This is a genomic window from Moheibacter sediminis (assembly GCF_900176425.1).
GTDB lineage: Bacteria > Bacteroidota > Bacteroidia > Flavobacteriales > Weeksellaceae > Moheibacter > Moheibacter sediminis.
This window is the reverse complement of record NZ_FWXS01000001.1, coordinates 445139-470562: the sequence shown is the minus strand read 5'-3', so window position 1 is coordinate 470562 and position 25424 is coordinate 445139. Positions and strand designations below refer to the sequence as shown.

The 25424-nt window shown below is 37.3% G+C and carries 24 protein-coding genes; 13 read left to right on the top strand and 11 right to left on the bottom strand.

The genetic code is table 11. The annotated features are described in order from the left end of the window. Positions 1-247 precede the first annotated feature (247 nt). A complete protein-coding gene (locus tag B8977_RS02115; protein WP_084015789.1) occupies positions 248-526 on the top strand; it encodes a hypothetical protein in 279 nt (92 codons plus the stop codon). A gap of 26 nt (positions 527-552) precedes the next feature. On the opposite strand, the gene B8977_RS02110 is transcribed toward B8977_RS02115, so the two are convergent. After that, positions 553-1257: a Crp/Fnr family transcriptional regulator gene (locus tag B8977_RS02110; RefSeq protein WP_084015787.1), complete on the bottom strand. Its 705-nt coding sequence runs from the start codon at positions 1255-1257 to the stop codon at positions 553-555. 69 nt (positions 1258-1326) lie between these two features. Here B8977_RS02110 and B8977_RS02105 point away from each other — a divergent pair, with 69 nt between their 5' ends. The 7 genes from B8977_RS02105 (at position 1327) to B8977_RS02070 (ending at position 10096) form a co-directional block, all read left to right on the top strand. Then, on the top strand, positions 1327-3720 hold the full coding sequence (locus B8977_RS02105) for a heavy metal translocating P-type ATPase (protein ID WP_084015785.1): 2394 nt from the start codon (positions 1327-1329) through the stop codon (positions 3718-3720). An 80-nt stretch (positions 3721-3800) separates the two neighbouring features. Continuing rightward, positions 3801-3965: a cbb3-type cytochrome oxidase assembly protein CcoS gene (gene ccoS, locus B8977_RS02100; RefSeq protein ID WP_084015783.1), complete on the top strand. Its 165-nt coding sequence runs from the start codon at positions 3801-3803 to the stop codon at positions 3963-3965. Then, positions 3965-6241, top strand: a complete 2277-nt coding sequence (gene ccoO / locus B8977_RS02095) for a cytochrome-c oxidase, cbb3-type subunit II (RefSeq protein WP_084015781.1) — start codon at positions 3965-3967, stop codon at positions 6239-6241. The genes ccoS and ccoO overlap by 1 nt, the downstream gene beginning before the upstream one ends. 191 nt (positions 6242-6432) lie before the next feature. Beyond that, complete coding sequence (locus B8977_RS02085; protein ID WP_084015777.1) at positions 6433-7443, top strand: cbb3-type cytochrome c oxidase N-terminal domain-containing protein; 1011 nt, start codon at positions 6433-6435, stop codon at positions 7441-7443. A 44-nt stretch (positions 7444-7487) separates the two neighbouring features. After that, positions 7488-8945 carry a cytochrome c oxidase accessory protein CcoG gene (ccoG, locus tag B8977_RS02080; protein ID WP_084015775.1) on the top strand — a complete coding sequence of 486 codons (1458 nt, stop codon included), beginning with the start codon at positions 7488-7490 and terminating at the stop codon, positions 8943-8945. Between the two features lie 18 nt (positions 8946-8963). Then, positions 8964-9398 carry a FixH family protein gene (locus B8977_RS02075; protein WP_084015773.1) on the top strand — a complete coding sequence of 145 codons (435 nt, stop codon included), beginning with the start codon at positions 8964-8966 and terminating at the stop codon, positions 9396-9398. Continuing rightward, a complete protein-coding gene (locus B8977_RS02070) occupies positions 9383-10096 on the top strand; it encodes a sulfite exporter TauE/SafE family protein (protein WP_084015771.1) in 714 nt (237 codons plus the stop codon). The genes B8977_RS02075 and B8977_RS02070 overlap by 16 nt, the downstream gene beginning before the upstream one ends. A gap of 51 nt (positions 10097-10147) precedes the next feature. Here B8977_RS02070 and B8977_RS02065 read toward each other — a convergent pair whose 3' ends face one another. Next, positions 10148-10750 (bottom strand): HD domain-containing protein, encoded by a 603-nt coding sequence (locus B8977_RS02065; RefSeq protein ID WP_084015769.1) that lies wholly within the window; start codon positions 10748-10750, stop codon positions 10148-10150. Positions 10751-10824: 74 nt separating this feature from the next. Here B8977_RS02065 and B8977_RS02060 point away from each other — a divergent pair, with 74 nt between their 5' ends. The 3 genes from B8977_RS02060 to B8977_RS02050 all read left to right on the top strand — a co-directional run bounded on the left by B8977_RS02060 (position 10825) and on the right by B8977_RS02050 (position 13755). Further along, positions 10825-11385, top strand: coding sequence for a 30S ribosomal protein S16 (locus B8977_RS02060; RefSeq protein WP_084015767.1), 561 nt, complete (start codon positions 10825-10827; stop codon positions 11383-11385). 15 nt (positions 11386-11400) lie between these two features. Next, a complete protein-coding gene (rimM, locus tag B8977_RS02055) occupies positions 11401-11925 on the top strand; it encodes a ribosome maturation factor RimM (RefSeq protein WP_084015765.1) in 525 nt (174 codons plus the stop codon). Positions 11926-12069: 144 nt separating this feature from the next. Then, on the top strand, positions 12070-13755 hold the full coding sequence (locus tag B8977_RS02050; RefSeq protein ID WP_084015971.1) for a glutamine--tRNA ligase/YqeY domain fusion protein: 1686 nt from the start codon (positions 12070-12072) through the stop codon (positions 13753-13755). Between the two features lie 210 nt (positions 13756-13965). Here the strand turns inward: B8977_RS02050 and B8977_RS02045 are convergent, their stop codons facing one another. Both B8977_RS02045 and B8977_RS02040 read right to left on the bottom strand, forming a co-directional pair. Further along, on the bottom strand, positions 13966-14910 hold the full coding sequence (locus tag B8977_RS02045) for a hypothetical protein (protein WP_084015763.1): 945 nt from the start codon (positions 14908-14910) through the stop codon (positions 13966-13968). A gap of 50 nt (positions 14911-14960) precedes the next feature. Further along, the gene (locus tag B8977_RS02040; protein ID WP_084015761.1) at positions 14961-15521 is read right to left on the bottom strand and encodes a DNA-3-methyladenine glycosylase I; all 561 of its coding nucleotides are present in this window, start codon (positions 15519-15521) and stop codon (positions 14961-14963) included. 146 nt (positions 15522-15667) lie between these two features. On the opposite strand from B8977_RS02040, the gene B8977_RS02035 reads away from it, so the two are divergent. Beyond that, the gene (locus tag B8977_RS02035; protein WP_084015759.1) at positions 15668-17260 is read left to right on the top strand and encodes a T9SS type A sorting domain-containing protein; all 1593 of its coding nucleotides are present in this window, start codon (positions 15668-15670) and stop codon (positions 17258-17260) included. 87 nt (positions 17261-17347) lie between these two features. Then, positions 17348-20122, top strand: coding sequence for an RCC1 domain-containing protein (locus tag B8977_RS02030; RefSeq protein WP_084015757.1), 2775 nt, complete (start codon positions 17348-17350; stop codon positions 20120-20122). A 98-nt stretch (positions 20123-20220) separates the two neighbouring features. On the opposite strand, the gene B8977_RS02025 is transcribed toward B8977_RS02030, so the two are convergent. The 7 genes from B8977_RS02025 to nadB form a co-directional block, all read right to left on the bottom strand. Further along, positions 20221-20640, bottom strand: coding sequence for a nucleoside-diphosphate kinase (locus B8977_RS02025; protein ID WP_084015755.1), 420 nt, complete (start codon positions 20638-20640; stop codon positions 20221-20223). A gap of 121 nt (positions 20641-20761) precedes the next feature. After that, positions 20762-21238 carry a hypothetical protein gene (locus tag B8977_RS02020; protein ID WP_084015753.1) on the bottom strand — a complete coding sequence of 159 codons (477 nt, stop codon included), beginning with the start codon at positions 21236-21238 and terminating at the stop codon, positions 20762-20764. Between the two features lie 48 nt (positions 21239-21286). Continuing rightward, the gene (locus B8977_RS02015; RefSeq protein WP_084015751.1) at positions 21287-21784 is read right to left on the bottom strand and encodes a hypothetical protein; all 498 of its coding nucleotides are present in this window, start codon (positions 21782-21784) and stop codon (positions 21287-21289) included. Position 21785: 1 nt separating this feature from the next. Next, positions 21786-22664 (bottom strand): energy transducer TonB, encoded by an 879-nt coding sequence (locus tag B8977_RS02010; protein WP_084015749.1) that lies wholly within the window; start codon positions 22662-22664, stop codon positions 21786-21788. A 38-nt stretch (positions 22665-22702) separates the two neighbouring features. Beyond that, complete coding sequence (locus B8977_RS02005; protein WP_084015747.1) at positions 22703-23188, bottom strand: hypothetical protein; 486 nt, start codon at positions 23186-23188, stop codon at positions 22703-22705. 8 nt (positions 23189-23196) lie between these two features. Continuing rightward, positions 23197-23706 (bottom strand): hypothetical protein, encoded by a 510-nt coding sequence (locus tag B8977_RS02000; RefSeq protein WP_084015745.1) that lies wholly within the window; start codon positions 23704-23706, stop codon positions 23197-23199. Positions 23707-23722: 16 nt separating this feature from the next. Further along, positions 23723-25297, bottom strand: coding sequence for an L-aspartate oxidase (gene nadB / locus B8977_RS01995; protein WP_084015743.1), 1575 nt, complete (start codon positions 25295-25297; stop codon positions 23723-23725). Positions 25298-25424 lie beyond the last annotated feature (127 nt).

Genomic DNA, 25424 nt, shown 5'->3' with positions numbered 1-25424 from the left:
TCAATCTTAAATTTCCGTCTTTACAAATCATTAACAATCTTCCCCATTCTTTGTAAAATCCTTTCTAAAATTTCCTCAAGATAATTGTGTCTTTTCTGCGTTTTTTTTCTTAAATAATTACTATTATATGATGTTGTAATTAAAAACTATCAATAAAACTTCTACTTTCATTGGGTAAAGGTTATTTAAATAATTTTTCCTTGAAATTTCAGATTGATTTTATCGTTTTAACTGAAATTATCTTAAAATGAAAAAAGTTGAGAATCTTGTTTCGATGTTGATTCTTTTTATAATTACAGGAATTACAGCCATCATATTTTATGAAAGACATTATACCTCAAAATTTTCTAACACCGAAATTCCAGTTTCTTTCAAAACATTTAAGGAAAACTGGGGAGAGCCGGATATAGTTATGCAATACAACAAAAGAGGTAAAACCGTATTTTATTATACAATATTAAATGAATTTGTATTTAATGTAAATGAAAAAGGAATTGTTGAATTTAAATACAAGGATAATTTTTAATGATCATTTATAAAAACTCTAATAAATCAATTTACATGCCCCAGCTTCGTCAGTTTCTGGTGCGCAAGGATTTTGATTTTTCGTCCTTCTACCTCAATTAAATTATCGGTTTTAAATTCCGAAATTAAACGGATTGCAGATTCAGTTGCCGTTCCGATGAGGTTTGCCATTTCTTCACGCGTAAGAGAAATTTTGATGAAGCCATCTTTGTCTACACCCAATTTCTTTTCGAGCAAAAGTAAAACTTCAGCCAAACGTTCACGCACCGTTTTCTGCGCCAAGAAAGTGATGGTTTGAGCCGATTCGCCTAAATCTTCAGAGATTCTTCTCAAAATATCAAATGACAATTTCGGATGATGTTCCAAAACTTTTATGAAGAATTTTTCAGGAATGAAACATACTTCCGTATCTTCCATTGCCGTTGCAGAAGCGCCATAAGGTTGTTTAGACAAAATAGAACGATAACCTAAGATGTCGCCCGTTTTTATGAAACGCAAAATCTGTTCTTTACCGTTGAAGCCCAATTTAAACATTTTCGCTGTACCTTTGTCGATGTAGTAAATACCTTTGGGCGTAGCGCCTTCTTCTATGAGTAAATCACCTTTTTTAAAAGAAATTATTTTCTTTTCGTGGCTCAGTTCAGCTAATTCTTCCTTGGAAAAATATTTTAAAATTTCAGGGTTTTCAAATAATGTACAGATGTTATCTACATTTTCTAAAATATCGGACATACGTAATGACTTAAATCACGTCAAATTTAAGTCAAATCACTTGAAATAGAAAGTAATTTTGCAAATAGTATGAAAGAAGATTGTTTTCATTGCGGGCAAAAGATTGAAATCGAAGATATTCTCTTCGATGAAAAACATTTTTGCTGTGCCGGTTGCAAGACTGTTTATGAAATTTTAAACTCGACAGGATTAGAGAATTTTTATGCCATGAACGCTGATGCTGGTGTGCGCCCGGATGCCAAAGAAAACCACCATTTCCAATTTTTAGATACGCCTGAAATCTTTGAAAAAGTAGTTGATTTTTCTGATGACGGCATCACTTTGGTTACATTCCATATTCCCGTTATTCATTGTACGTCTTGCGTTTGGTTGTTGGAAAGTTTACAAGAAGTGAATCCGAATGTGATTTATTCCACTGTGAATTTCACCCAAAAAAATGTTCAGATTTCATTCAGAAGTGAAGAATTAAAATTGAGTGAAGTCGCAAGGTTGCTTACACAATTAGGTTATAAACCGACACTAAATTTACAAACGCTCGACAAAGAGAAATCGAAACAAGACCGATCGATCATTCTCAAAATCGGAGTGGCAGGATTTTGTTTGGGAAATATTATGCTTTTGGCATTTCCGGAATACACATTGCCTTTTTCCAATTCGACGCCCGAGGCATGGTTGGAAGGAAATAAAGAATTTTTCCGATGGGGAATGTTCTTGTTGTCACTTCCTGTGATGTTTTTTTCTGCAACAGATTATTTCAAATCGGCTTGGCAGGGAATTAAAAATAAATACATCAACATCGATTTGCCGATTGCGATTGGGTTTTGGGTTTTGTTTTTGCGAAGCACTTATGACATTGTTTTTGATTTAAGTTCAGGTTTTTTTGACAGCATTGCCGCCTTAGCCTTTTTTATGTTAATTGGAAAATGGTTTCAGCAGCAAACCTATAAATCGATGGCATTTGACCGCGATTATAAATCATTTTATCCTATTGCGGTTTTGAAAATTTCTGATGGAATTGAACAGCCGATTTTACTTTCTGAATTGCAAAAAGGAGATCGGATTTTAATTCGAAATGAAGAAATCATTCCTGCAGATGCCATCCTCATGAAAGGCGAAGCCATGATTGACAATAGTTTCGTGACGGGTGAAGCCAGATTAATTACGAAACAGCCCGGAGATAAAATCTTTGCCGGCGGAAAACAATCAGGTCAGGCAATCGAACTCGAAATCATCAAAGATGTAAAGCAAAGTTATTTGACACAGCTTTGGAACAACGAGGCATTTCAAAAAGAAGAATCAAAACTCAACCGATTGACGACCAACATGAGCCGTTATTTCGTGATCATTATTTTGTTCATCGCACTCGGGTCAGCAGTTTTCTGGTATTTTTATGATTCGAAACAAATTTTACAAGTCGTAACTGCGATTTTAATTATTACTTGTCCGTGTGCTTTGGCGCTTTCTTCCCCGTTTATTTTAGGGAATGTGATGCGGGTTTTTGGCGAAAAGAAATTGTACATAAAAAGTACGGCGACGATAGAATCTTTGGCAAAAATCAACGACATCGTTTTCGACAAAACAGGAACCATCACTGAAAGCCACAGTTCGACGGTGGAATACATCGGAGAAATATTGACCGAAGAAGAAAAAATCGCTGTAAAATCGGTTTTGAAAAATTCAAATCATCCATTGAGTCGAATTTTATACAATAAATTTAATTCAACTCAAATCATACCTGTAAATCATTATGAAGAGATTTCAGGAAAAGGACAAAAGGCACTGGTCGATGGAATTGAAATGAAAATCGGTTCGAAATCTTTTGTAAATGCAAATGATGAATCGGCGCTGAATCAAACAAGAGTTTACATTTCAATCAATGGTAAAATCAAAGGAAAGTTTGAGTTCAAAAATCAGTACAGAAGCGGATTGAAAGAAATGATTTCAGAATTGGATTTGTATAAAATTTCAATTCTTTCCGGAGATAACGACTCGGAAATGCAAAATCTGAGAAATATTTTCCCTGATTCTGCTGGAATTCACTTCAACCAAAGTCCGGAAGATAAATTGGAATTCATTAGAAACAAACAAAATGAAAACCATAAAGTTTTGATGTTCGGCGATGGATTAAATGATGCCGGGGCAATCAAACAGAGCGATGTGGGAATTGTCTTGTCTGAAGATGTGAATAATTTTTCACCTTCTTGTGATGCGATTTTAGATGCGAAAAGTTTTAAATCTTTTCCTGCTTTCCTGAAATTTTCTAAAATTTCTATTAAACTAATTTGGGCAGCTTTTACCATCAGTTTTTTATACAATGTTATCGGACTTGGATTTGCAATCACAGGAAATTTAGAACCCGTTGTGGCAGCAATACTGATGCCTGTAAGTTCAATTTCTGTGGTGATTTTTGCGACATTGAGTACCAGACTCGTTTCCAGATTCATGAAATGGAATTTAGAATGAATATAAATTAACATTTTCACGGAACGCTCTGACCAAAATCATTACAATTTTCCCTTTGCAATTGTACATTTGTAGGCGTTATGGGAATCATCATTTTAATGGTTATTGCGAGTGTTTCACTTGCTGCCGTCTTTTTGGCGTTGTTCCTCATTGGAGCCAAGAGAGGACAGTTTGATGAAGATGAATCGCCTGCTGTTAGGATGTTGTTTGACGATAAAAAATTAAAAGACAAAATTGACACGTAATGCAAATGCAAACCTTCAGTTACGATAATAAGATCGTAAAGTATTTCGTTTATGCGACCGTTTTTTGGGCCATTATGGCTTTCACATTTGGTGTTTTGGTTGCAACCCTAAAGTTCTTCCCCGAGCTTCCTGATTATATTTTCGGGTCCGATGACGGTTCTGTAAAATCTTTATTTGGAGGAGGTATCGAAGGATTGGCTTCTACAAATGGTGCGATGGGATTTGGTCGTCTTAGGATGATCCATACCACATTTGCAGTTTTCGCCTTTGTAGGAAACGGTTTTTTTGCAGGAGCTTATTACTCAATGCAGCGATTGCTTAAAACCAGAATGGGAAGTGACGTGATGAGTTGGACGCATTTCTGGGGATGGCAGTTGTTCATCGGTTTGTCTTTGGTAACTTTCTTAATGGGTTACAATACTTCAAAAGAATATGCTGAGCACGAGTGGCCAATTGATATTTTAATCGCAGTAGTTTGGATCATCTTCGGATTGAACATGTTCAGCACGATTGCAAAAAGAAGAGTAAGACACTTGTATGTTGCAATTTGGTTTTACTTAGGAACTTGGGTTGCAGTAACGATGTTACACGTGTTTAACAACTTAGAGCTACCGGTTCATTGGAATGTATTTGCACCAAAAAGTTATTCGCTTTATTCAGGCGTGCAGGATGCTTTGGTTCAATGGTGGTACGGTCACAATGCGGTTGCATTCGTATTGACAACACCGATTTTGGGATTAATGTATTATTTCGTTCCAAAAGCAGCCAACCGTCCGGTTTTCTCTTATAAATTATCAATTATTCACTTCTGGTCTTTGATATTCATCTATATCTGGGCAGGACCACACCACTTATTATATACTTCACTGCCGGCTTGGGTTCAGGCAGTAGGAACAGGGTTTTCAATCATGTTGATTGCACCGTCTTGGGGAGGAATGTTGAACGGATTGCTTACATTGAGAGGTGCATGGGACAAAGTAAGAGAAGAACCAGTATTGAAATTCATGGTAGTTGCAATTACTTGTTATGGTATGGCAACTTTCGAAGGACCTTTATTGGCAACAAAAACATTAAACAAAATCGGTCACTTTACAGACTGGGTTCCGGCACACGTTCACGTGGGAACTTTAGGGTGGAACGGGTTTATCATATTTGGTATGATTTATTGGTTGGTTCCTAAGTTATTTAATACAAAATTAGCATCATACAGATTGGCAAATGCTCACTTCTGGATTGGAACTTTAGGAATTTTATTCTGGGTAATTCCAATGTATGTTGCAGGTTGGACACAAGGTTTGATGTGGCAGCAATTCAACGAAGACGGAACCTTAAAATATGGAAACTTCCTTCAAACAGTGACAATTCTTAAAGATTGGTTGTACCCGATGCGTGCATTTGGTGGGACACTTTATTTGATTGGGGGAATTCTGATGGTCGTTAATGTTTGGAGAACCGTTCGTCAAGGTCATTTCGTAGCAAATGAAGATGTGGAAGCACCTGCATTGGCAAAAATTAGTTCTGCCCGTAAAAAAGGAGAAGGAGCGCATACTTGGTTAGAGAGAATGCCGACTTTGTTGACTGTATTGTCCTTCTTGGCAGTAGGTATCGGAGGCGCGGTGGAAATCATCCCGACAATTGTAGTAAAAGCAAACGTCCCGACAATTGCTTCGGTAACGCCTTATTCAGCTTTGGAATTAGAGGGTCGTGATTTGTACATTAGAGAAGGTTGTAATGCTTGTCATACACAGATGATTCGTCCGTTCCGTGATGAAGTAAAACGTTATGGCGAATATTCAAAGCCGGGTGAATATGTATATCACCACCCGTTCTTATGGGGTTCTCAGCGTTCAGGTCCGGATTTGCATAGACAAGGTGGTAAAAACCCGGATGCATGGCATTACAAGCATATGTGGGATCCACGATCTACTTCGCCGGGATCGATTATGCCAAGATACCCATGGCTTGCATTCAATAAAAGAAATACAGAATTGACCAAGGATAAAATGAAGGCGATGGTAAGTCTTGGAGTTCCTTATCAGGAAGAAGATTTTGACAGCATTGAAGTTTCAATGAATAAACAAGCTTTGGCAATCGAGCAGAGCATTTTCAAAGATGCACCTGACTTGAAGAGCAAATACGAAAAAGAACAGAAAGAGAAAGGAGAAACATTTGTTCAGTTAAGAGACAGAGAAATCGTAGCATTGATTGCTTACCTTCAAAGACTTGGAACAGATATTTCAACTGAAAAAACTGAAACAACAAGTATAGCGAAATAATCATGTTAAAATACTTTAAAGACGCTTTTACAAATTATGAATATGCAGGAGTTTTGCAGACAGTATCTTTATTATTGTTTGTTATATTCTTCTCCTTATTGATGTATTTTATTTGGAGGCGTCCCAAAGAATATTACCAAGAAGATTCAGAACTACCTTTAGACGATAAAGATTAAAAACAATTCTCAAAAATGAAACAACGTACTCCCGGATATATATTCATTCCAATCGTATTAATTGCCATCGTAGTAATTTTAATGATGGTTACGCCAATAGGATTTGAAAAATCAAGTGGTTTTACAGGCTCTTTTGTAAATGGATGGAAACACTTTGTTGAAACATTTTCAAGTGGTGTCGCGATAGGAATCATTTTGATTGCATTCATCATGCTTTTGATTGTAAATGCAGTCAACAGAGTTGTAGAAAGTAATAAATTTAAAAAATTAAGCCCGGAAGCTCAGAAACATTATTTGGCGCTTTCAAAACAAGGATATTTAAAAAGTCTATTGCGAAGCAGCCGTGAAAGACAAACCGATGAGGAAGAGGAAGCAATGATTCTTGATCATGGCTTTGACGGGATTAAAGAATTAGACAATGCTTTGCCACAATGGTGGTTGGCAATGTTCTATGGAGGTTGTGTTTTTGCAGTAGTGTATGTATTGGCTTATAGCTTTACAGACTTTGCTCATCCTGAAGTGGAATATGAAGAATTCAATACAGTTGAACAAGCAAGAGTTGATAAATGGATTGAAGAAAATGATATCACAATAGAAGGTGCAGAAAATAAATTTGCTGACGCAGCTGCAATTGCAGAAGGAAAGCAGATTTTCGAAAATATCTGTGCTACTTGTCACACAGCAACCGGTGGGGGTGGTATTGGTCCAAATTTGACTGATGATTATTGGGTTAATAAGGTTCAAGATGATTTATTCCTAAATATTTATGACATCGTTTATAACGGTAGCCCAAAAAATCCGCAGATGAGAGCTTTTGGACAAAGAGATGAATTGACCGGATTGGCTATCGAAAAAGTGGCTTCGTATGTGTACTACTTAAATCAGGAACAACCAAATGCTGTAGGCGGAAGCGCACCTCAGGGAGATATCGTCCCTGCATGGGCAAAAGACGGCGGAAATGCTGCAGCAGCAACGAAAGCGGAAGTGCCCGCAAAATCAGACTCGACAGCTACTGCATCTGAATAATCAAACCCTTGTTGGGTTAAATAATTTGAAGTGGAAAATGAGGAATGAAGGAATCTCAAATCAAAGATCAGGATTTAGCCAAACTTTCTGAAGAGGAAGCAGAATTTAGAACATCGATAGCAACGATGGATAGAAAAGGGAAACGCCAATGGGTGTTCCCCAAAAAACCGTCTGGAAAATTCACAAAATACAGAACTTATGTTGCTTGGGTTTTATTAGCCATTTTGGTTTTAAACCCATTCATCAAATTACCCAACGGAAATCCTGTATTTATGTTCAACGTCCCACAAGGACAGTTCATTATATTTGGGTTCCCATTCTTTACATCCGATTTCTTTTTGTTGGCAATCGGCATGATTGCGACCATCGTTTCAGTGCTCTTATTTACCGTGGTTTATGGAAGAATTTTCTGTGGATGGATTTGTCCGCAAACCATTTTCATGGAACATATTTTTCGTAAAATAGAGTACGCCATAGAAGGCGACCGCGCCAAACAAATGCGATTGGCTCAACAACCTTGGGACGAAGAAAAAATCAGAAAACGATTGTTGAAATGGACAGTTTTTGCTTTGATTTCATTTTTTATAGCCAATGTTTTTCTTGCATATATAATCGGTTCAGATGCATTAATTGATTTAGTAAAAGAAGGTCCTGGAGGTGAGAACCTCAGCACATTTATAGGATTGATTGTTTTCACAGGGTTGTTTTATTTCATTTTTGCATGGTTCCGTGAGCAGGTTTGCACACTTGTTTGTCCTTATGGTCGTTTGCAGGGTGTTTTGATTGACAAGCAGACTGTAATTGTAGCTTATGATTTCAAACGCGGAGAATCTTCTGCAGGAAGGGCAAAATTCAAAAAAGGTGAAGACCGCGAAGCAGTTGGAAAGGGAGATTGTATTGACTGTAAACAATGTGTGGTGGTTTGCCCAACAGGAATTGACATCAGAAATGGGACTCAGATGGAATGCATCGGTTGTACTGCTTGTATAGATGCTTGTGATGAAGTAATGGATAAAATTAATCTTCCAAAAGGATTGATTCGTTATGCTTCGGAAGAAAATATAGAGAAAAGCACTAAGTTCAAGATAACGGGAAGAATGGTTGCATACACGATTGCGCTGCTGATTATCCTTTCTTCTATCAATGTATTTTTATTTAATCGAAATGACGTGGAAGTCAAATTCCTTCAAATTCCAGGAAAAAATTTCAAAGTGGATGGTCAAAATATCATTAACCTTTATGAATACACTTTGTACAATAAAACCAATAATGACCTTCGTGTAAAATTTGTACTGAAGTCTCATAAAGATGGTAAAATCATCATGCTGAACGGAGCTTCATCCATCGTTTTGAAAAAGGCAGAAATCAAACAAGGTGTAGTCGAAATCGACATCCCCAAAGCGGACATTACTTCTTATAAAGAAAGAGTGGTTATGGTCGCTGTAGATGAAGAAGGTAAAGAACTCGATGATTACTCCACAAGTTTTGCCGCACCATTTTAATCAATAAAATAAAAACTAATGAAATTTACTTGGGGACACGGAATTATGGTAGCATTGGGTTGCTTTATGATATTCATTTTAAGTTTGATTTTCTTTTCAGGTGACATGGGTGAAATGGTAACGGAAGACTACTATGAAAAAACCATCAACTACCAAGACGATATAGATGCTGTCAACCGTGCCAATGCACTTGCAGTAAAACCTCAAATTACACAACAGGCAAATGGATTTATGATTCATTTCGATGAAGCAGTTCAAAGCGGTGATGTCTTTTTTCTGCGTTCTGAAAATAGTAAAAAAGACATTGTACAACCTTTGAAACTTAATGCCAAAAACGAAATGCTTATTCATTCAGTAGATTTGATCAATGGCGAATACGAAGTCTCTCTTCGCTGGAAGCAAAATAACCAAAATTATTTAGTCAAAGAAAGAGTGAATTGGAAAGCTCATTAGTCATAGCAGCACTCGGATTAGGACTCGCATCCAGCCTCCACTGCGTAGGCATGTGTGGTCCAATTGCATTTTCATTGGGATTAAATCCAGACAATAAACTAGACTTTACATTTCGAAACCTTATTTATCAATTCGGCAGAGTTACAACTTATAGCATTTTAGGCGCATTATTGGGAATTGTGGGTTATGGTTTTTCATTCGTTGGATTACAAAATCCTCTCAGCATCGCAGTGGGTGTAGTAATGATACTAATGGCGTTGTTACCAAAAAATTTAGGAGCTGATAACTTAGGGATTAAACCTTTTTCAAAATTGATGTATAAAATCAAAATGAACTTAGGTAAATTCCTCAGAAAAAAAAACTATTCCTCACTTTATATCACGGGATTACTCAACGGGTTACTTCCTTGCGGAGCAGTTTATGCAGCACTTACAGGTTCTATGGCGATGGGAAGTATTAGGGGTGGTGCGATATTTATGACGTTTTTCGGTCTAGGAACCATTCCGTTGATGTTTGCATCGGTAGTTGCAGGTAATTTGATAAGCATTCAAACACGGCAAAAAATCTTGAAATTTCTTCCGTATCTGATGATATTATTGGGGATTATATTTATTCTTCGTGGACTAGAACTAAATATATTTCTTGTTTCTCCTTCAAGTGGTGAGCTTCAAATCAATGGCGAAGACCATGGTCATTAAATATAAACGCTTTAAGAATTTAAAATCCTAAAAATCTCATTCCTCAAATCATTAATAATGTCCCTCCCACTCTTTGTAAAATCTACCTAAAAATTCTTCCAAATATTGATGGCGTTCTTCTGCAATTTTCCTGGCTGAATTTGTATTCATTAAATCTTTCAATTTCAAAAGTTTATCATAAAAATGTTGAACCGTAGTCATTTCCGGATTTTCGGGATTCCAAATTTCTCTTTCTTTGCTTCCGCCATAAGCGAAAACACGCGCCAGTCCTATTGCGCCAATAGCATCTAACCGGTCTGCGTCCTGTACGATTTGTGCTTCTAAACTTTCGGCTGTTTTTCCTTTGCTAAATGAAACTTGGGAAACGATTGAAATCGTTTTGTAAATGATTTCTTGTGAAACATTTAATTCTGATAAAAATTCGGTGATCAATTCTGACGATTTATCAACTCCTCCATGTAATTTATAATCCCCGACATCGTGCAGCCAAGCCGCCAATTCCACCAAAAACAAATCGGCATCTTCTTCTCTGGCAATGCGTTTGGCTACCTTCACGACACGTTCGATGTGGAAATAATCGTGTCCGGTTCCTTCGCCCGTAAATCCTTTAAAGATAAATTCTTGTGTTTTTTGTAAAATTTCTATTTCATTCATATAAAATGTTTTATATTTGCACCCTTAAAAAATGTAATTAATCTCGGGACGAGTTCCCAAAAATACATATAAAAATGGCAACAAAAATCAGATTGCAAAGACACGGTCGTAAAGGAAAACCAGTTTTTCACATCGTAGTCGCAGATTCAAGAGCACCACGTGATGGTCGTTTCATCGAAAAAATCGGAATCTATAACCCAATTACCAATCCTGCAACCATCGAATTGAATGTTGATGCTGCTGTTTCTTGGTTAATAAAAGGGGCACAACCTACCAACACTGCAAAAAACATCCTTTCTTACAAAGGAGCGATGATGAAAAAACACTTGTTGGGCGGTGTAGCAAAAGGTGCTTTCAGCGAAGAAGAAGCTGAAAAACGTTTCGCTGCTTGGTTAGAAGAAAGATCAAATGCAGTTCAGTCTAAAAAAGATGGTTTGGCAAAATCGAAAGAAGATGCAAAATCTGCTGCTTTGGAAGCTGAAAAGAAAAAATCTGAAGCGCGTGTAGCGGTTGAAGAACCTGCTGCTGAAGAAGTTGAAACTGAAACTGTAACAGAAGAAGTTGAAGCTGCTGCTGAAGAAACTCAACCAGAAACTGCTGCTGAGGAAGCTTCAGAAGAAAAAACAGAAGAATAATTTAAATTCGTCCAGATGCAAAAGGAAGATTGCTTTTACTTAGGTAAAATCACTAAAACCCATGGTTTCAAAGGAAATTTGATATTGCATCTCGAAACAGACGAACCTGAATTATACGAAAACCTGGAATCAGTATTCATCGAAAAAGATGGAATGCTGGTTCCTTTTTTTTTCGAGTTTGCCCAACCTTATTCGAAAGGAAAATTATTGGTAAAATTTGAGGATATTTCTCCTGAAGAAGCCGAAAGATTGATCAATCGTGCGATTTATTTGCCGATGGATACTTTGCCTGAATTGGACGGAACGGATTTTTATTACCACGAAATCACCGGATTCCAAGTAATTGACTCAACGCACGGCGACATCGGAATCATCAAAAGTGTGAATGACAGCGGCGCTCAGGCTTTATTTGAAATAAAATCAGACCGAAAAGAAATCCTCATTCCTGTTGTGGATGAATGGATCATCGAAGTCAACCGCGAAGAAAAATTCATCAAAATCGAAACACCGGAAGGATTGGTGGATTTGTATTTGGAATAATCTTTTTAAATCTCCTACTTACATTTTTCTAAGAGTTTGGTTAAATGTTTCTATTCTTTTTTACAAAAATTCGTTGATGACGACCAATACTTTGTACAATTCTACTTAAATAAAGTAAATTTGCAACTTATTTCAGAAATCAAAATGGAGGAAGAAAAAAAACCGCTCAATTTCCTTGAGCAAATTATAGAAGATGATTTAGCCAACGGATACGACAAAAGTAAATTGCGCTTTCGTTTTCCGCCGGAACCCAATGGTTATTTACACATCGGGCATGCAAAAGCCATTTGCATCAATTTCGGATTAGGGGAGCGCTACGGAGCACCTGTCAATCTGCGTTTCGATGATACCAATCCTGCTAAAGAAGAACAGGAATTTGTAGATTCTATCCGCGAAGATGTGAAATGGTTGGGATTCAATTGGGCAGAGGAAAGATTTGCATCCGATTATTTTGAAACTCTTTACAATTGGGCAATTCAAATGATTAAAGATGGAAAAGCGTATGTAGATGACCAATCTTCTGAAATAATTAATGAACAAAGAAAAACTCCTTTCGAGCCCGGAATCGATTCACCTTGCCGTTTGCGTTCGGTAGAGGAAAATTTGGAATTATTCGAAAAAATGAAAAACGGTGAATTTCCGGAAGGAAGTCACGTTTTACGCGCGAAAGTTGATATGACTTCGCCGAATATGAACATGCGTGACCCTGTTATGTACCGCGTTTTACACAAAGAACACCACCGAAGCGGCAACAAATGGAAAATCTACCCGATGTACGATTGGGCACATGGTGAATCAGATTATATTGAAGGAATTTCGCATTCGCTTTGTTCTCTTGAATTTGAGAACCACAGACCACTTTACGAATGGTATTTGAATCAGGTTGAAATTGATAATCAAAATATTAAGCCTAAACAAAGAGAATTTGCGCGTGGAAATGTAAGTTACATGATTACATCTAAACGTAAATTGAAATTGTTAGTTGACAAAGGAGTTGTGACCGGTTGGGACGACCCAAGAATGCCGACGATTTCCGGACATAGAAGACGTGGTTACACGCCTGAATCCATAAGAATGTTTTGGGAAAAAGCTGGTGTAGCAAAGCGTGACAACGTGATTGACATTTCTCTTTTGGAATTTGCGATCCGTGACCATTTGAATAAAATTGCGCCACGTGTTTTTGCGGTAATTGATCCTGTGAAATTGGTGATTGAAAATTATCCTGAAGGAAAAACAGAATTGCTTTCGGTTGAAAATAATCCGGAAGACGAAACTGCCGGAAACAGAGAAGTTCCATTTACAAGAGAATTGTACATCGAACGTGAAGATTTCATGGAAGATGCACCGAAAAAATTCTTTCGATTGTCGATTGGAAATGAAGTTCGATTGAAAGGTGGATACATTGTGAAAGCAACTCGTATTGAGAAAGATGCTGAAGGAAATATCACTACGATTTTTGCGGAATATGATGCAGATTCAAAATCAGGATCTGGTTCTGAAGCAAGCATGCGTAAAGTGAAAGGAACGCTTCATTGGGTTTCGGCAACGGAAAATTTACCCATTGAAGTTCGTTTGTACGACAGGCTTTTCACGGTTGAATCTCCGGATTCTGAAGGCGATGGTGATTTCCTGCAATTTGTGAATCCTGATTCTATGAAAATCGTTCATGGTTTTGCGGAACCATCATTGAAAAATGCAAAACCGGAAGATAAATTTCAGTTTCAGAGAATTGGTTATTTCACGTTGGACAAGGACTCTACTGTGGAGAAATTTGTTTTTAACCGAACGGTTGGATTGCGCGATACTTGGGCTAAGGAACAGCATAAATAGGAAAAGCCTGCGCCCGGGATATGGAGTGGCGGCGAGGTACGAGCCGGTCTTAGTGAAACGAAAGACCGAAGCAAAGCGGAGCCCGAAGAAGCCCGATAAGGCGCCCAATAAAATAGAAAAATCCAATCACTTACATGATTGGATTTTTTATTTAAATAGCTTTGACAAAGTAATTTTCACAATGAATAAAGCTTTGTCAAAATTTAAGTTTTAATCTAAAGAATTAAGAAGCGTTTCCAGCTGTGCAAAGGTCCCCGGTGCAACTGCAAGTGTAAATTCATCATTCCCGGCAACGGTCACATCTTGGGAAGCGAACTGTAATTCACCATCTATCAGTGAAATCGCAATCACTTTGCCGGTTGCTCCTGTTGCGATGCTGTTGTCATAGGTCTTCAATCCGCCTACAATTGGGGTCGTCAGAGCGGCTACTGTTGAGAATTCATCCAAGGCAAAGAATACTTTTGTATCGGTATAATCTGTAACATTTGAAACCTTCACGCTGAATTGGGTTGGGGTTTGTCCTGTAAATTGGTTGAAAGCATCGCAGTTGCTCCAACCGCCCATGATGCTCCAAATGGTAAATTCGCCATTGGCTCCGGCATCTGCATCAAAAGTAAGTTCAGATTGACCAGGTCCCCATGAAAGAACCGGTCCGCTTGGTGCTGTCTGGTTTTCTCCTGTAAAATATTGCATGGAGTTTTCGTATCCTGTTGCATCTGTCTGGTAAGGTAAAATTGCCTGAGCTCCCGGTAAATTTAATTCAGCTCCATTGGCGTCTTTCACGCGTACCCAAAACATTCCACCCGAAATCAAAGCGGCATCGTCTGCAAAAGTTTGAATATTTTGTGCAATCATATGTCCTCTTCGGAAAATTTCAATCAGTTCTACATCAAATGGTGCCGGTGCTGAACCTGTATAAGCAGGAAAAGAAAGGCGAATTCCCTGCGGTCCTTCTAAAATTGTGTCATTTGCAGGATTTATAATTTGAAATTTAATTGTATCTGCTGAAATGCTGTCATGCAATTGGTCAAAATTTGCAAAAGTATTGTTTCCAAAAATTGGCGTGAATAATCCTTCGTCATTCGTACATTGATAAAAAGTTGAAACAGAAATCAGTACTGTGACAACTAATACTATTGGTTTAAAATTTTTCATATCAGATATTTACATTATTGACGTATTAATTTCCAAATGGTTGCGTATGTTTAAACCTCATCATGTCTAAAGCAATCTATTGTGTGGTCGTTGACCAACCCTGTTGCCTGCAAATGCGCATAGACTACGGTGCTTCCAACGAATTTAAATCCGCGCTTTTTCAAATCTTTACTCAGCTTGTCCGAGACTTCCGTTGTTACAGGAACTTCTTTAAGATTCTTTCTTTTTTCGTTGACAGGTTCATTGTTTACAAAAACCCAGATGTAATCCGTAAATGAACCGAATTCTTCCTGAATTTTCATAAATGCCTGTGCATTGGTAACCGTTGCACGGATTTTTAATTGATTGCGGATGATTCCTTCGTTTTGTAATAACGACTGAATCTTATCTTCATTGTATTTCGAAATTTTTTTATAGTTAAAATTATCAAAAGCCTTTCGAAAATTTTCTCTTTTTCTCAGAATTGTAATCCAGCTCAAGCCTGCCTGAAAGGTTTCTAAAATTAAAAATTCAAATTGTTTGTCATCATCCTTCACGGGAACACCCCATTCCTCATCATGGTATTTGATATAAAAATCTTCCTTGCCTACCCAGCCGCATCTTGTTTTCATTTGTAATTTATTTTAGGATAAACCTACAAAATCCTCAATACATATTTATTAAAATTTAACCCTTACAGTGACAAGTTTCATATAGAATATTATTTTTATTCAGTCTAAATAAGTATAAATTTGCATCATAATTTTAAAATGATTTTATGAAAGTGATTTATTCTTTAGCCTTTTTCCTATTAGCTACTATTGGATTCGGGCAATCCAATGAATTTCCTGCGCCTTATTGCCAGGTTGATCTTGCGTATATTTATGCACATCCGATAACTTTAGTTCAATTTGCAGGAATTCAACAATCCTCTACAAATGATATCTGGACTTCCGAGCATGAAAACTTTACCGATGTAACGGGAGAAGTTGAACAAGGAAAAAATTATTCCATCAAAATAAAAGCAAATACTTCAGGTGATTTTTATACTGCTGTTCGTTTGTTTATTGATTGGAATCAAAACGACGAATTTGAAGAAAATGAATTCTACGATTTAGGATGGTTAAAAAATACAGATGGAACTGAGGATGATTTAATCAATGATGAAACAATCAATTATATTTTAACTGACATTGATGTTCCAGCTGATGCAATTTTGGGCGAAACCAGAATGAGAGTCATCAATATTTTCAGTTATGCAAGAACAATTCCAGATGAACCAATGTATTCCGGTCCTTGTGGCTGGGATGATATTGATAACTATGGTCAGGCTGAAGATTATACGATTTTGGTAAAGACTACAACAAATGTAGTTTGTGAGCCTTCAGAGCCTGGAGAAAATATCGGCGATACAGGTTGTGTGAATTTAACTTATCAAGGACAAACCGTAGGCTACCAAACCGTGCGTGCCGCAGACGGTAATATCTGGTTACAGCAAAATTTAGGAAGCGTACAGACTGCTGAGAGCATTGAAGATGAAGCTGCAAGAGGAGATTATTTCCAATGGGGACGTTGGGATGACGGCCATCAGTTGAAAGATTCTGAAATGAGCGAAGTATATCCAACCCCCAACAATCCTGCAGGTTTGGGAAGCGGAACTGAGATTTTTTACATCGGAGGTGGTTCTCCTTATTCAGAATATACAGGCTGGTTTGCCAATCCAAATCAAAATGACACTTGGACAGCTGCGACTTTGGAAGAAGTGACAGAACACAATGGAATGGATCCTTGTAAAGCAATTGGAAACGATTGGGAAATCCCGACTGAAGCAGATTGGGACAACGTTTTGACACTTGAAAATATATTCCCGGCTCCGACAGGCTCTAGCAATAACGGAATTACAAGAGGTTTTGAAAGTAATCTGAAAATTGCAGGAGCGGGCGCTCGTAAAGATGACAGTTTTGCTTTCGAGGGGCAGCGTGCTTACATCTGGACAAAATCTGCAAGTTCCAATCCTGATTTCTATGGATTTGTTTATTTGGGAACTTATGCAGGAAGTACAACCGGTTTTGGAGGTGACGCAAAAAGCCACGGTTATTCTGTACGATGTGTGAAAAAAGGAGAAGTGATGTCAGTTTCAGATTTGACTAAATCAAATGTTTTAGTTTATCCAAATCCAACCAATGGAATTGTTTATTTCAATGCAAAAGAAAAAGTAAAAAAACTGGAACTTTACAACTTAAATGGTCAGAAAATCAAAGAATCCAATGATGCAAACATTAATTTAAGCAGCTTCGTAAAAGGGGTTTATTTAATCAAAGTTACTTTAGAAAATAACACTCAACAAACATTAAAAATCGTTAAAAACTAATAAATATTGCCCGAGTATTACAACCTGCTTTTCAACTGCAATTGGCGCAAGTAGTTTTCCTCGGGCATTCTAAAATCTTTTACAAAAATGAATAAATTTTATTTCTTCTACAAGCAAGGAATGATAATGCTATTGACATTAATCCCTTTGCTGATGAATGCCCAATTTTCTAAAATCGGAAACAGGCTTCAAAACCCTTACCAAGACCAATACCAAAGATTTACAGCAGGATACAATCACCAATTGGAAATCCGAAACGGTAAATTATTTGCCAGCGGACTCAACACCAATGGACAATTAGGAAATGGAACCAATAATAATTCAAATGTTTCTACACAAGTCGGTACTGACGACAACTGGACTTTGCTCACTGCGGGAGAAGATTTTTCATTGGCAATCAAAGCAGACGGAACGCTTTGGTCATGGGGGAAAAATGAACGCGGTCAATTAGGAAATGGAAATACGGAAAACACAAATGTGCCTGTTCAAGTTGGAACTGATACTGACTGGATTTCAGTTGCCGCAGGGAGCAAACACGTAATCGCATTAAAAAATGATGGAACGCTTTGGGCTTGGGGATACAATTATTTCGGACAATTAGGAAACGGAACGACTTCAGGATGGAGTCAGGCATTTCCAGATCCGGCGCAAGTTGGAACGGATTCTGATTGGGTTACAATTTCAACCGGATACAATCATAATTTAGCTTTGAAAGCCAACGGAACACTCTGGGCTTGGGGTGAAAATACTTTGGGACAAATCGGAAACGGCGACAATTCAAACGTAACAACACCCACTCAGATTGCAACTGATGCAAAATGGAGAACCATTTCTGCTGGTGCGTTTTTCTCAACTGCCATCAAAACCGACGGAACTTTGTGGGCTTGGGGAGATAATTATTACGGACAATTAGCAAATGGAAATACAACCGGAAGTTCCACACCTGTAAAAATCGGAAATGATTTATGGAAAAATATCGATGCAGGAAGAAATCACATTGTTGCACTTAGACCAGACGGAACAGTTTGGGCATGGGGAGATGAATTAGGACAAAATATCAATCAGGCAACAATTCCTACTCATAAGCCTGAATTAAGTGGAATTAGTCAAATCACAGCGGGAGAAGGATATTCACTCGCTTTGAAATCGGATGGTCAAATCTATGCGTGGGGAAAAAACAATTTCGGACAATTTGCCAACGGAAATACATCTGCGACTCCAACACAAATTGCTGCTTACAATGGAAACAAAAGCAATGAAATCATCATGGTTGGTGCAGGACACGGATTTTCGAACATCGTGCTTTATTCCAATGGAACCTTGAAAGGTTGGGGATATAATTCTGATTACAATTTAGGATTGGGAACAGATACGGACGAACTTTCTCCAGTAGCTGTTCCGCTGGCCGAGAATAACAATATTTCTGTTTCAACAGGATTTGGAACTACTTTAGTTTTGAAAGACAACGGAACCGCTTGGGGATGGGGCGACAATAGTTCAGGAGCGATCGGAACCAATTCAGGAGAAGATTATGAAATTAATCCAATTCAAATCGGAGAAAATAATGACTGGATCAGTGTTGTTGCAGGTTCATTTACTTCTGCGGGAATTAAATCCAACGGAACACTTTGGATTTGGGGTTCAAATTTTTACGGAGAAATAGGAGACGGAACTAAAAATCATGCCTACGAACCCAAACAAGTCGGTATAAATGATGACAGATGGGTAAGTATTTCAATCGGCGGATTCCACACAATTGCAGTAAAAGAAGACGGAACGCTTTGGGGATGGGGAAGAAATTACGCAGGCGAAGCCGGTGGCGGAACTGACACAAGCGACATTTTAACACCAAAACAAATCGGAACTGAAAACGATTGGGTTTCTGTAAGTGCACACACCATGGCTTCATATGCTCTGAAAGCAGATGGAACTCTTTGGGGTTGGGGTGCAGGAAGCATGGGACAATTGGGACAACCGCTTCCGGTTCCTACAAAATTGACAGAACCTACACGCATCGGAGAAGATTTATTCACTCAATCGAAATTGGCTTCATGGTCAGGTGCTGCCATCAAATCAAATGGAGAATTAATGGTTTGGAGTAATTTTGCAACTATTTTTCATGAATTGGGAATCGGCGATGGACAAAATCACCCAACTCCTACCCTTCTACCTGAGCACAAAGACATCGTGCAGGTAAATTCAGGACAAAATCACAGAAGTATCTTGAAAGTGCAAAGAACCGATGTTTGCATGGTGGGTAGAAATGCAAACGGAGAAGTTGGTTTGGGAACAGATGAGATCAGCTACAATACTTTCCAGTGTGGAGTAGCGGCAGTTACTCCTGAAGAGGAAGGAGAAATTTTAGTTGTTGTAACTACAGAAAATAATGTTGCGGCAGAAATCACAGAAGAAGCCGGGACTTTACAACTGATTGCAACTGTAACACCTGAAGAATACAATTCAGAGGTTACTTGGTCAGTTCAATTAGGTGAAGAATTTGCTTCAGTAAATGAAAACGGATTAGTAACGGCTTTAGCGAATGGAACGGCTACAATTCGAGCAACTTCAGTTGAAGACACTTCTAAATTCGGAGAAATTACAATCAATATTTCAGGATATTTAGGAAATGTGGAATTGAATAATGCTCAGTTCAGCATTTATCCAAATCCGACAACAAATAAAGTATTTGTAAATGCTAAGGATAAAGTGGAATCAATTGTCGCTATCAGCTTAAACGGACAAAAAGTGGCAGTTGCCTATAAAAATGAAATTGATTTAAGTTCATTACCAAGAGGAACATACATATTGAAAATCAAACTTGAAAATAAACTCACGCAAACGGTTAAAGTTATCAAGAACTAACCGACTTGAGCCGAAACTCATTGTGTTTAATTTTTATGTTTAGAAAAGCCGGTTCTTTGTGGGAACCGGCTTTCTTTATTGAGATATTTCTATTTTTCTTAGTAAACTTCTCTTCCTGAGAAATGGAAGTTTGCTTCGATGATTGCATTTTCATCGCTGTCAGAACCGTGGATTGCATTTGCAGCGATAGATTCAGCATATTTCTGACGGATCGTTCCTTCAGCAGCTTCTTGAGGATTTGTAGCTCCAATCAAGTTTCTGAATTCTTCGATTGCATTGTTTTTTTCCAAAATTGCAGCTACTATTGGTCCAGAAATCATGAAGTCAACCAATTCTCCAAAGAATGGACGCTCTTTGTGAACTGAATAGAACAACTCAGCATCTCTTCTTGACAATTGTGTCAATTTCAAAGCTTTGATTCCGAATCCGGCTGTTGTGATATCTGCTAAAATATTTCCGATGTGACCATTTTTTACGGCATCGGGTTTAATCATTGTAAGGGTAATTTTTCCTGACATTTTTTGTTTTATTTTGAGCGGCAAAAATAGTCAGAATTTACTGAAAGCAAAAGCATAAAGTGAAAAGTATAAAGTAAAGTGTAGAAAATTAACGCTTAGCGCAAATCTCTTAACATTTACATCAATCTCTGCGAAGCAAAGGAGCAAAAGGTGATTCATTGAAATCTGATTCTTTTTCATATTTTGAAACAACCTCAGATTTTTTATCTTCCACTTTCAAAACTTCTACAAAAATCGGTTTCTCTTTTTTGGTATTGAATAAATTGTGAATGTAAATTTCATAAAAATCATTCCCTAAATAACCGTCTGTTACAAAGGTTTTGGTAGCATTTCTTTCGTTCGTGAGCAATGTTTTGTAAGGTTCCGACCTTTCAACTTCCATCAAATTCATGAATTTCCCCAAATAGGTAATCTCTCCATTTTTGATTTCGTAAGTTTTGATGTTTTTATTTTGAAAAAGCCTGATTTCATAACGCAAATCTCCTTCTACCAAAGTAAATAGAACGATTTCATCAACGGGAGAAGATGTTTCTAATTCCTGAGCAAAACTAAAGTTTAGCAAAGAAATAAAGAGCATTGAAGTTAGAAAGTTTTTCATAAGTCTAAATCTGAGTCAAATATAAACAAAAACATGATTTATCTCACATCAATATTCGTTCCATTCTGTTAAATCAAACATTATAGGAAGTTGATATCTGTAAACGGAACAATAATTATTTTCCAGTTTTGCAGGAATTATCCCAGTCGTTTTATCTGAAATTGCATTTAATTTCTCAACTAATTGATTTTCAAATTCAGAATAAACTCTTTCCTTCAGCTTCATTTCTAATTTTCCAGATTGCTTAATATCGATAATTACTTTAGTTCGGAAAATATTTAAACTTGCACTGTCTGTTTTAGAATCAAATAAAATTTCCATTTCGAGTTTTTCAGCAATTTTATTCGCGACTTTAACTCCAAAACATCTATCAAGCAAATCATTATTTTCTTTAAATATTTCACATCCTGGAAATATTGGGGAAATTTTAGGATATGGACCGGTTGAATATTTTGGTCTTTCATATTCAATATAAGGTTTTTCTTGTGCATTTGAAATGAAAGGTGTAAATAAGATTAATACAAAATTCAAGCAGAATTTTTTCATCCTAATTTCTTTTTAGTAACTCTGAATATTTTGGCAGAAAAAAGAAATCTTTGAAATTCAATGTTTCAGATAAATTTTCTTTACCATTTACAACTTGATATATAAAAACCTTTGAAACATCATCTTTCTGACTATAAAATCTGTAAAATGTATTATTTAAATCACCTTCTGTTATCAAATTTTTACCGTCTGCTTTTTCGTAAATTGACCTATAAGGTTCAACCATATAAATTTCATTCAGGAATTTGTATTTACCTAAAAATATTTGACTCTCTTGCGAAATTTCATATACTAACAACTCTTCATTTTTAGAAGCACGTATTTCATACATTATATTATTATCTTTTAATGTTGCCAAAACCAATTCGTTCCATTCAAATTGTGGCTGTTCCTCATCTTGTGTGACCACATATTTGACAGGTAATTGAAAAATCAAATTGACGGGCGTGCCATCCTCCAGAGTTGCAGGAGAAATTTTTCCAATTTCATTTGAAATTTCTATCAAAGCATTTTTAGAAGCTTCTTTAAGATCTGCATTTCCTCCTTCCATTGCTTTTACCTGAATGATTTTTCCATTTTTATCTATAACAAATTGTAGTTTCGCAACAGCTGAAGTGTATCCTTTTTTATCTAATTCTTCGGCGAAATTTTCAAGTTTAGCGCCCAATCGGCTATTAATTTCAGATGCAATACAACTTTGCAAAACTTTTTTATCGTTGACATCATGGTTTTCACATCCCGGAAAAACCGCCATGTGACTTACTTCTTTTGCTGTCAATTCTTTTTTAGATACATCTATAGGGATTTTATTTAATTCAGAATTCTGAGCATTCAAAACAAATAAATAAAGTAAAAATGTAAGTGATAAATAGTGTTTCATAATTTGAGGTTGGATATTTTTTTTGCTCCAAATTTAGGTTAATCCGTAAAAACAAATGTTACAGGAATTCGGTACATATAGTTTACAGCTTCTCCATTATTTGATTTTGCGGGAGTGATGGATGGAACATTAGCTGCGATTTGATTCATTTGTTGTTCGACGATTTTCCCAAATTGAGCATCATTGGTACTTTCAATTTTCACATTGCTCATCAATCCTTCTTTTGTTATCACTACAGTCACAATTGAAGTCAATCGATCAAGCCCAATATCACCAATTTCGCTTACTTTTGAGAGAAGTTGGTTTGTTATTTTAACATTCATAATACTGCGGAAACAGCTTTCCACTTCAACACTATTTGTATCCTGAATATGTTCACAACCCGGAAGAATCGGTTTACTGATAATTTCGTCTAAATTCTCAACTATTTGGGGTGCCACCCCAACTATTCCCGGCGCCTCCTGGGCGTTTAAAATGCCGATCCCGAAAAGGAATAATGTAAAAGTTAGGATTATTTTTTTCATTTGTTAATTCAATTTTGCTCTCGGTTGCGAAGATATTTTACAGGTAACTGAAATACTAAATTTACTTTCTCACCACCAATTTGTGCTGATTCGAATTCAATTGTTTCTTTCATCTCTTCAAAAACTTTTTTTACAAATTCTGAAAAATGAGAGTTTCCTCCGCTAACTGTTTTAATGTCATTTACTTTCTCGTTTTTATCTAGTACAAATTGCAGCTTCATCATGGCATCTTGTATTTGTAGACTATCGGCTTTTCCATCAAACTCCGAATAACTTTCTTCAATTCTACTTTTTAAGATTTCAGCCATACATCTCTGCAAGTCATTTTTATTATTTTCATCTGTCTTTTGACATTCTTTCAAAACAACCATTTTGTCAACTTCTCTGGCAGTGAAATTGTCAGATTTTATTATTTTCGCAGGTGCTGCGGGAGATGTAGGGATTGACCAAATCTGGCTTTCCTGAGAAAATCCACCCAAAGAAATAGCAAAACATAATGCTGTAAATAGTTTTTTCATGATTGATTTTTTGAATTTATTCCAAATCCTTATTAAAAAAAGCACCTCTATTTTCCTTCTGTTCGATGCTTTGTGTGATAATCAGCCAAGCGACGCTCACCAAATTCCTCAATTCGGAAAGTTGTGGCGAAAGTAAATTCATTTTATAAATTTCTTTTACCGATTGGTAAATTTCTTCTTCTTTCTTTTTTGCCAAATCCAAACGGGCATTGCTTCGCACGATTCCGACCAAATCACTCATGATGATTTGCAATTCTTTCTTTAAATAATTGAGCAAAACCATTTCATTGGGAACAGTCAGGCCTTCGTCATTCCATTCCGGAATTTTGTCAATTTTATCAAAATGAAAATCATTCTTTTGCAACAATTCAACTGATTTCAATGCAGCGCGGTGCCCAAAAACCATCGCTTCCAACAAGGAATTCGAAGCCAGGCGATTCGCGCCGTGCAAACCGGTATTGGTACATTCGCCCACGGCAAACATGTTTTGGATGGTCGATTGCCCTTCCAAATCCACATCAATTCCTCCGCATAAATAATGTGCTGCCGGCACCACAGGAATCAAATCTTTGAACATATCCAAACCTTCTTCCTGACATTTTTCGTAAATGTTTGGGAAATGTGCAAGGAATTTTTCTTTGTCCGAATCACGGCAATCCAAACAAACATAATCATCACCGCGCAATTTCATTTCGTTGTCGATGGCACGTGCAACGATGTCACGCGAAGCCAATTCCTCACGTTCATCATATTTATGCATGAACGGATGTCCGTCTTTTGTTTTTAATTTCGCGCCGAATCCGCGAACGGCTTCGGAAATTAGAAATAACTGCCCCGAATGCTTACTGTAAAATGCAGTCGGATGAAACTGAATGAACTGCATGTGCGAAATTTTTGCCTTCGCCCTGTGCGCCAAACCAATTCCGTCGCCGGTTGCAATTACAGGATTGGTCGTGTTCTTATATACATGACCGCAGCCGCCCGTGGCCATGAGCGTAATTTTTGAAGTAATTCTTTTTACTTTTTCAGATTTTAAATCCAACACATAAGCACCGTAACAATTCAGGTTAAATTTATTGAAATCCTCGCCCTGAATGTGATGTTCGGTAATCAAATCAATCACGTAATGGTGCGGCAGTAATTTGATGTTTGACGTGTTTTCCACCACTGCCAAAAGCGCTCTTTCGATCTCATAACCTGTAATGTCTTTGTGGTGAACGACGCGGTTTTCGGTATGTCCGCCCTCGCGTCCCAAATCATAACTTCCGACGTCACTCTTGTCAAATTGTGCGCCCCATTCCACGATTTCACGGAAACGCTGGGGACCTTCTTTAACAACGACCTCCACTGCTTCTCGCTTGCACAAACCGTCTCCGGCGCGCAATGTATCTTCGATGTGTTTTTCGAAACTGTCATTCTCGAAATCGGTCACAACGGCAACGCCGCCCTGCGCATATTTGGTATTGGACTCTTCTCCATCGGCTTTGGTTACGATTGTGATTTTGGCTTCGGGTAATTTTTGAGCAATTTTAATCGCATAAGACAGCCCCGAAATTCCGGAACCGATGACAAGTACGTCTGTTGTAATCATTTCATTCTAAATTGACTTGCAAGATAAGATTTAAGTAGAATTGTACAAAGTATAATGTCTAAAGTAAAATTGGGAATTTGAATACTTGTTTGCGTAACTGTTTTACCTGTGTGCAGACCTTGCAAAA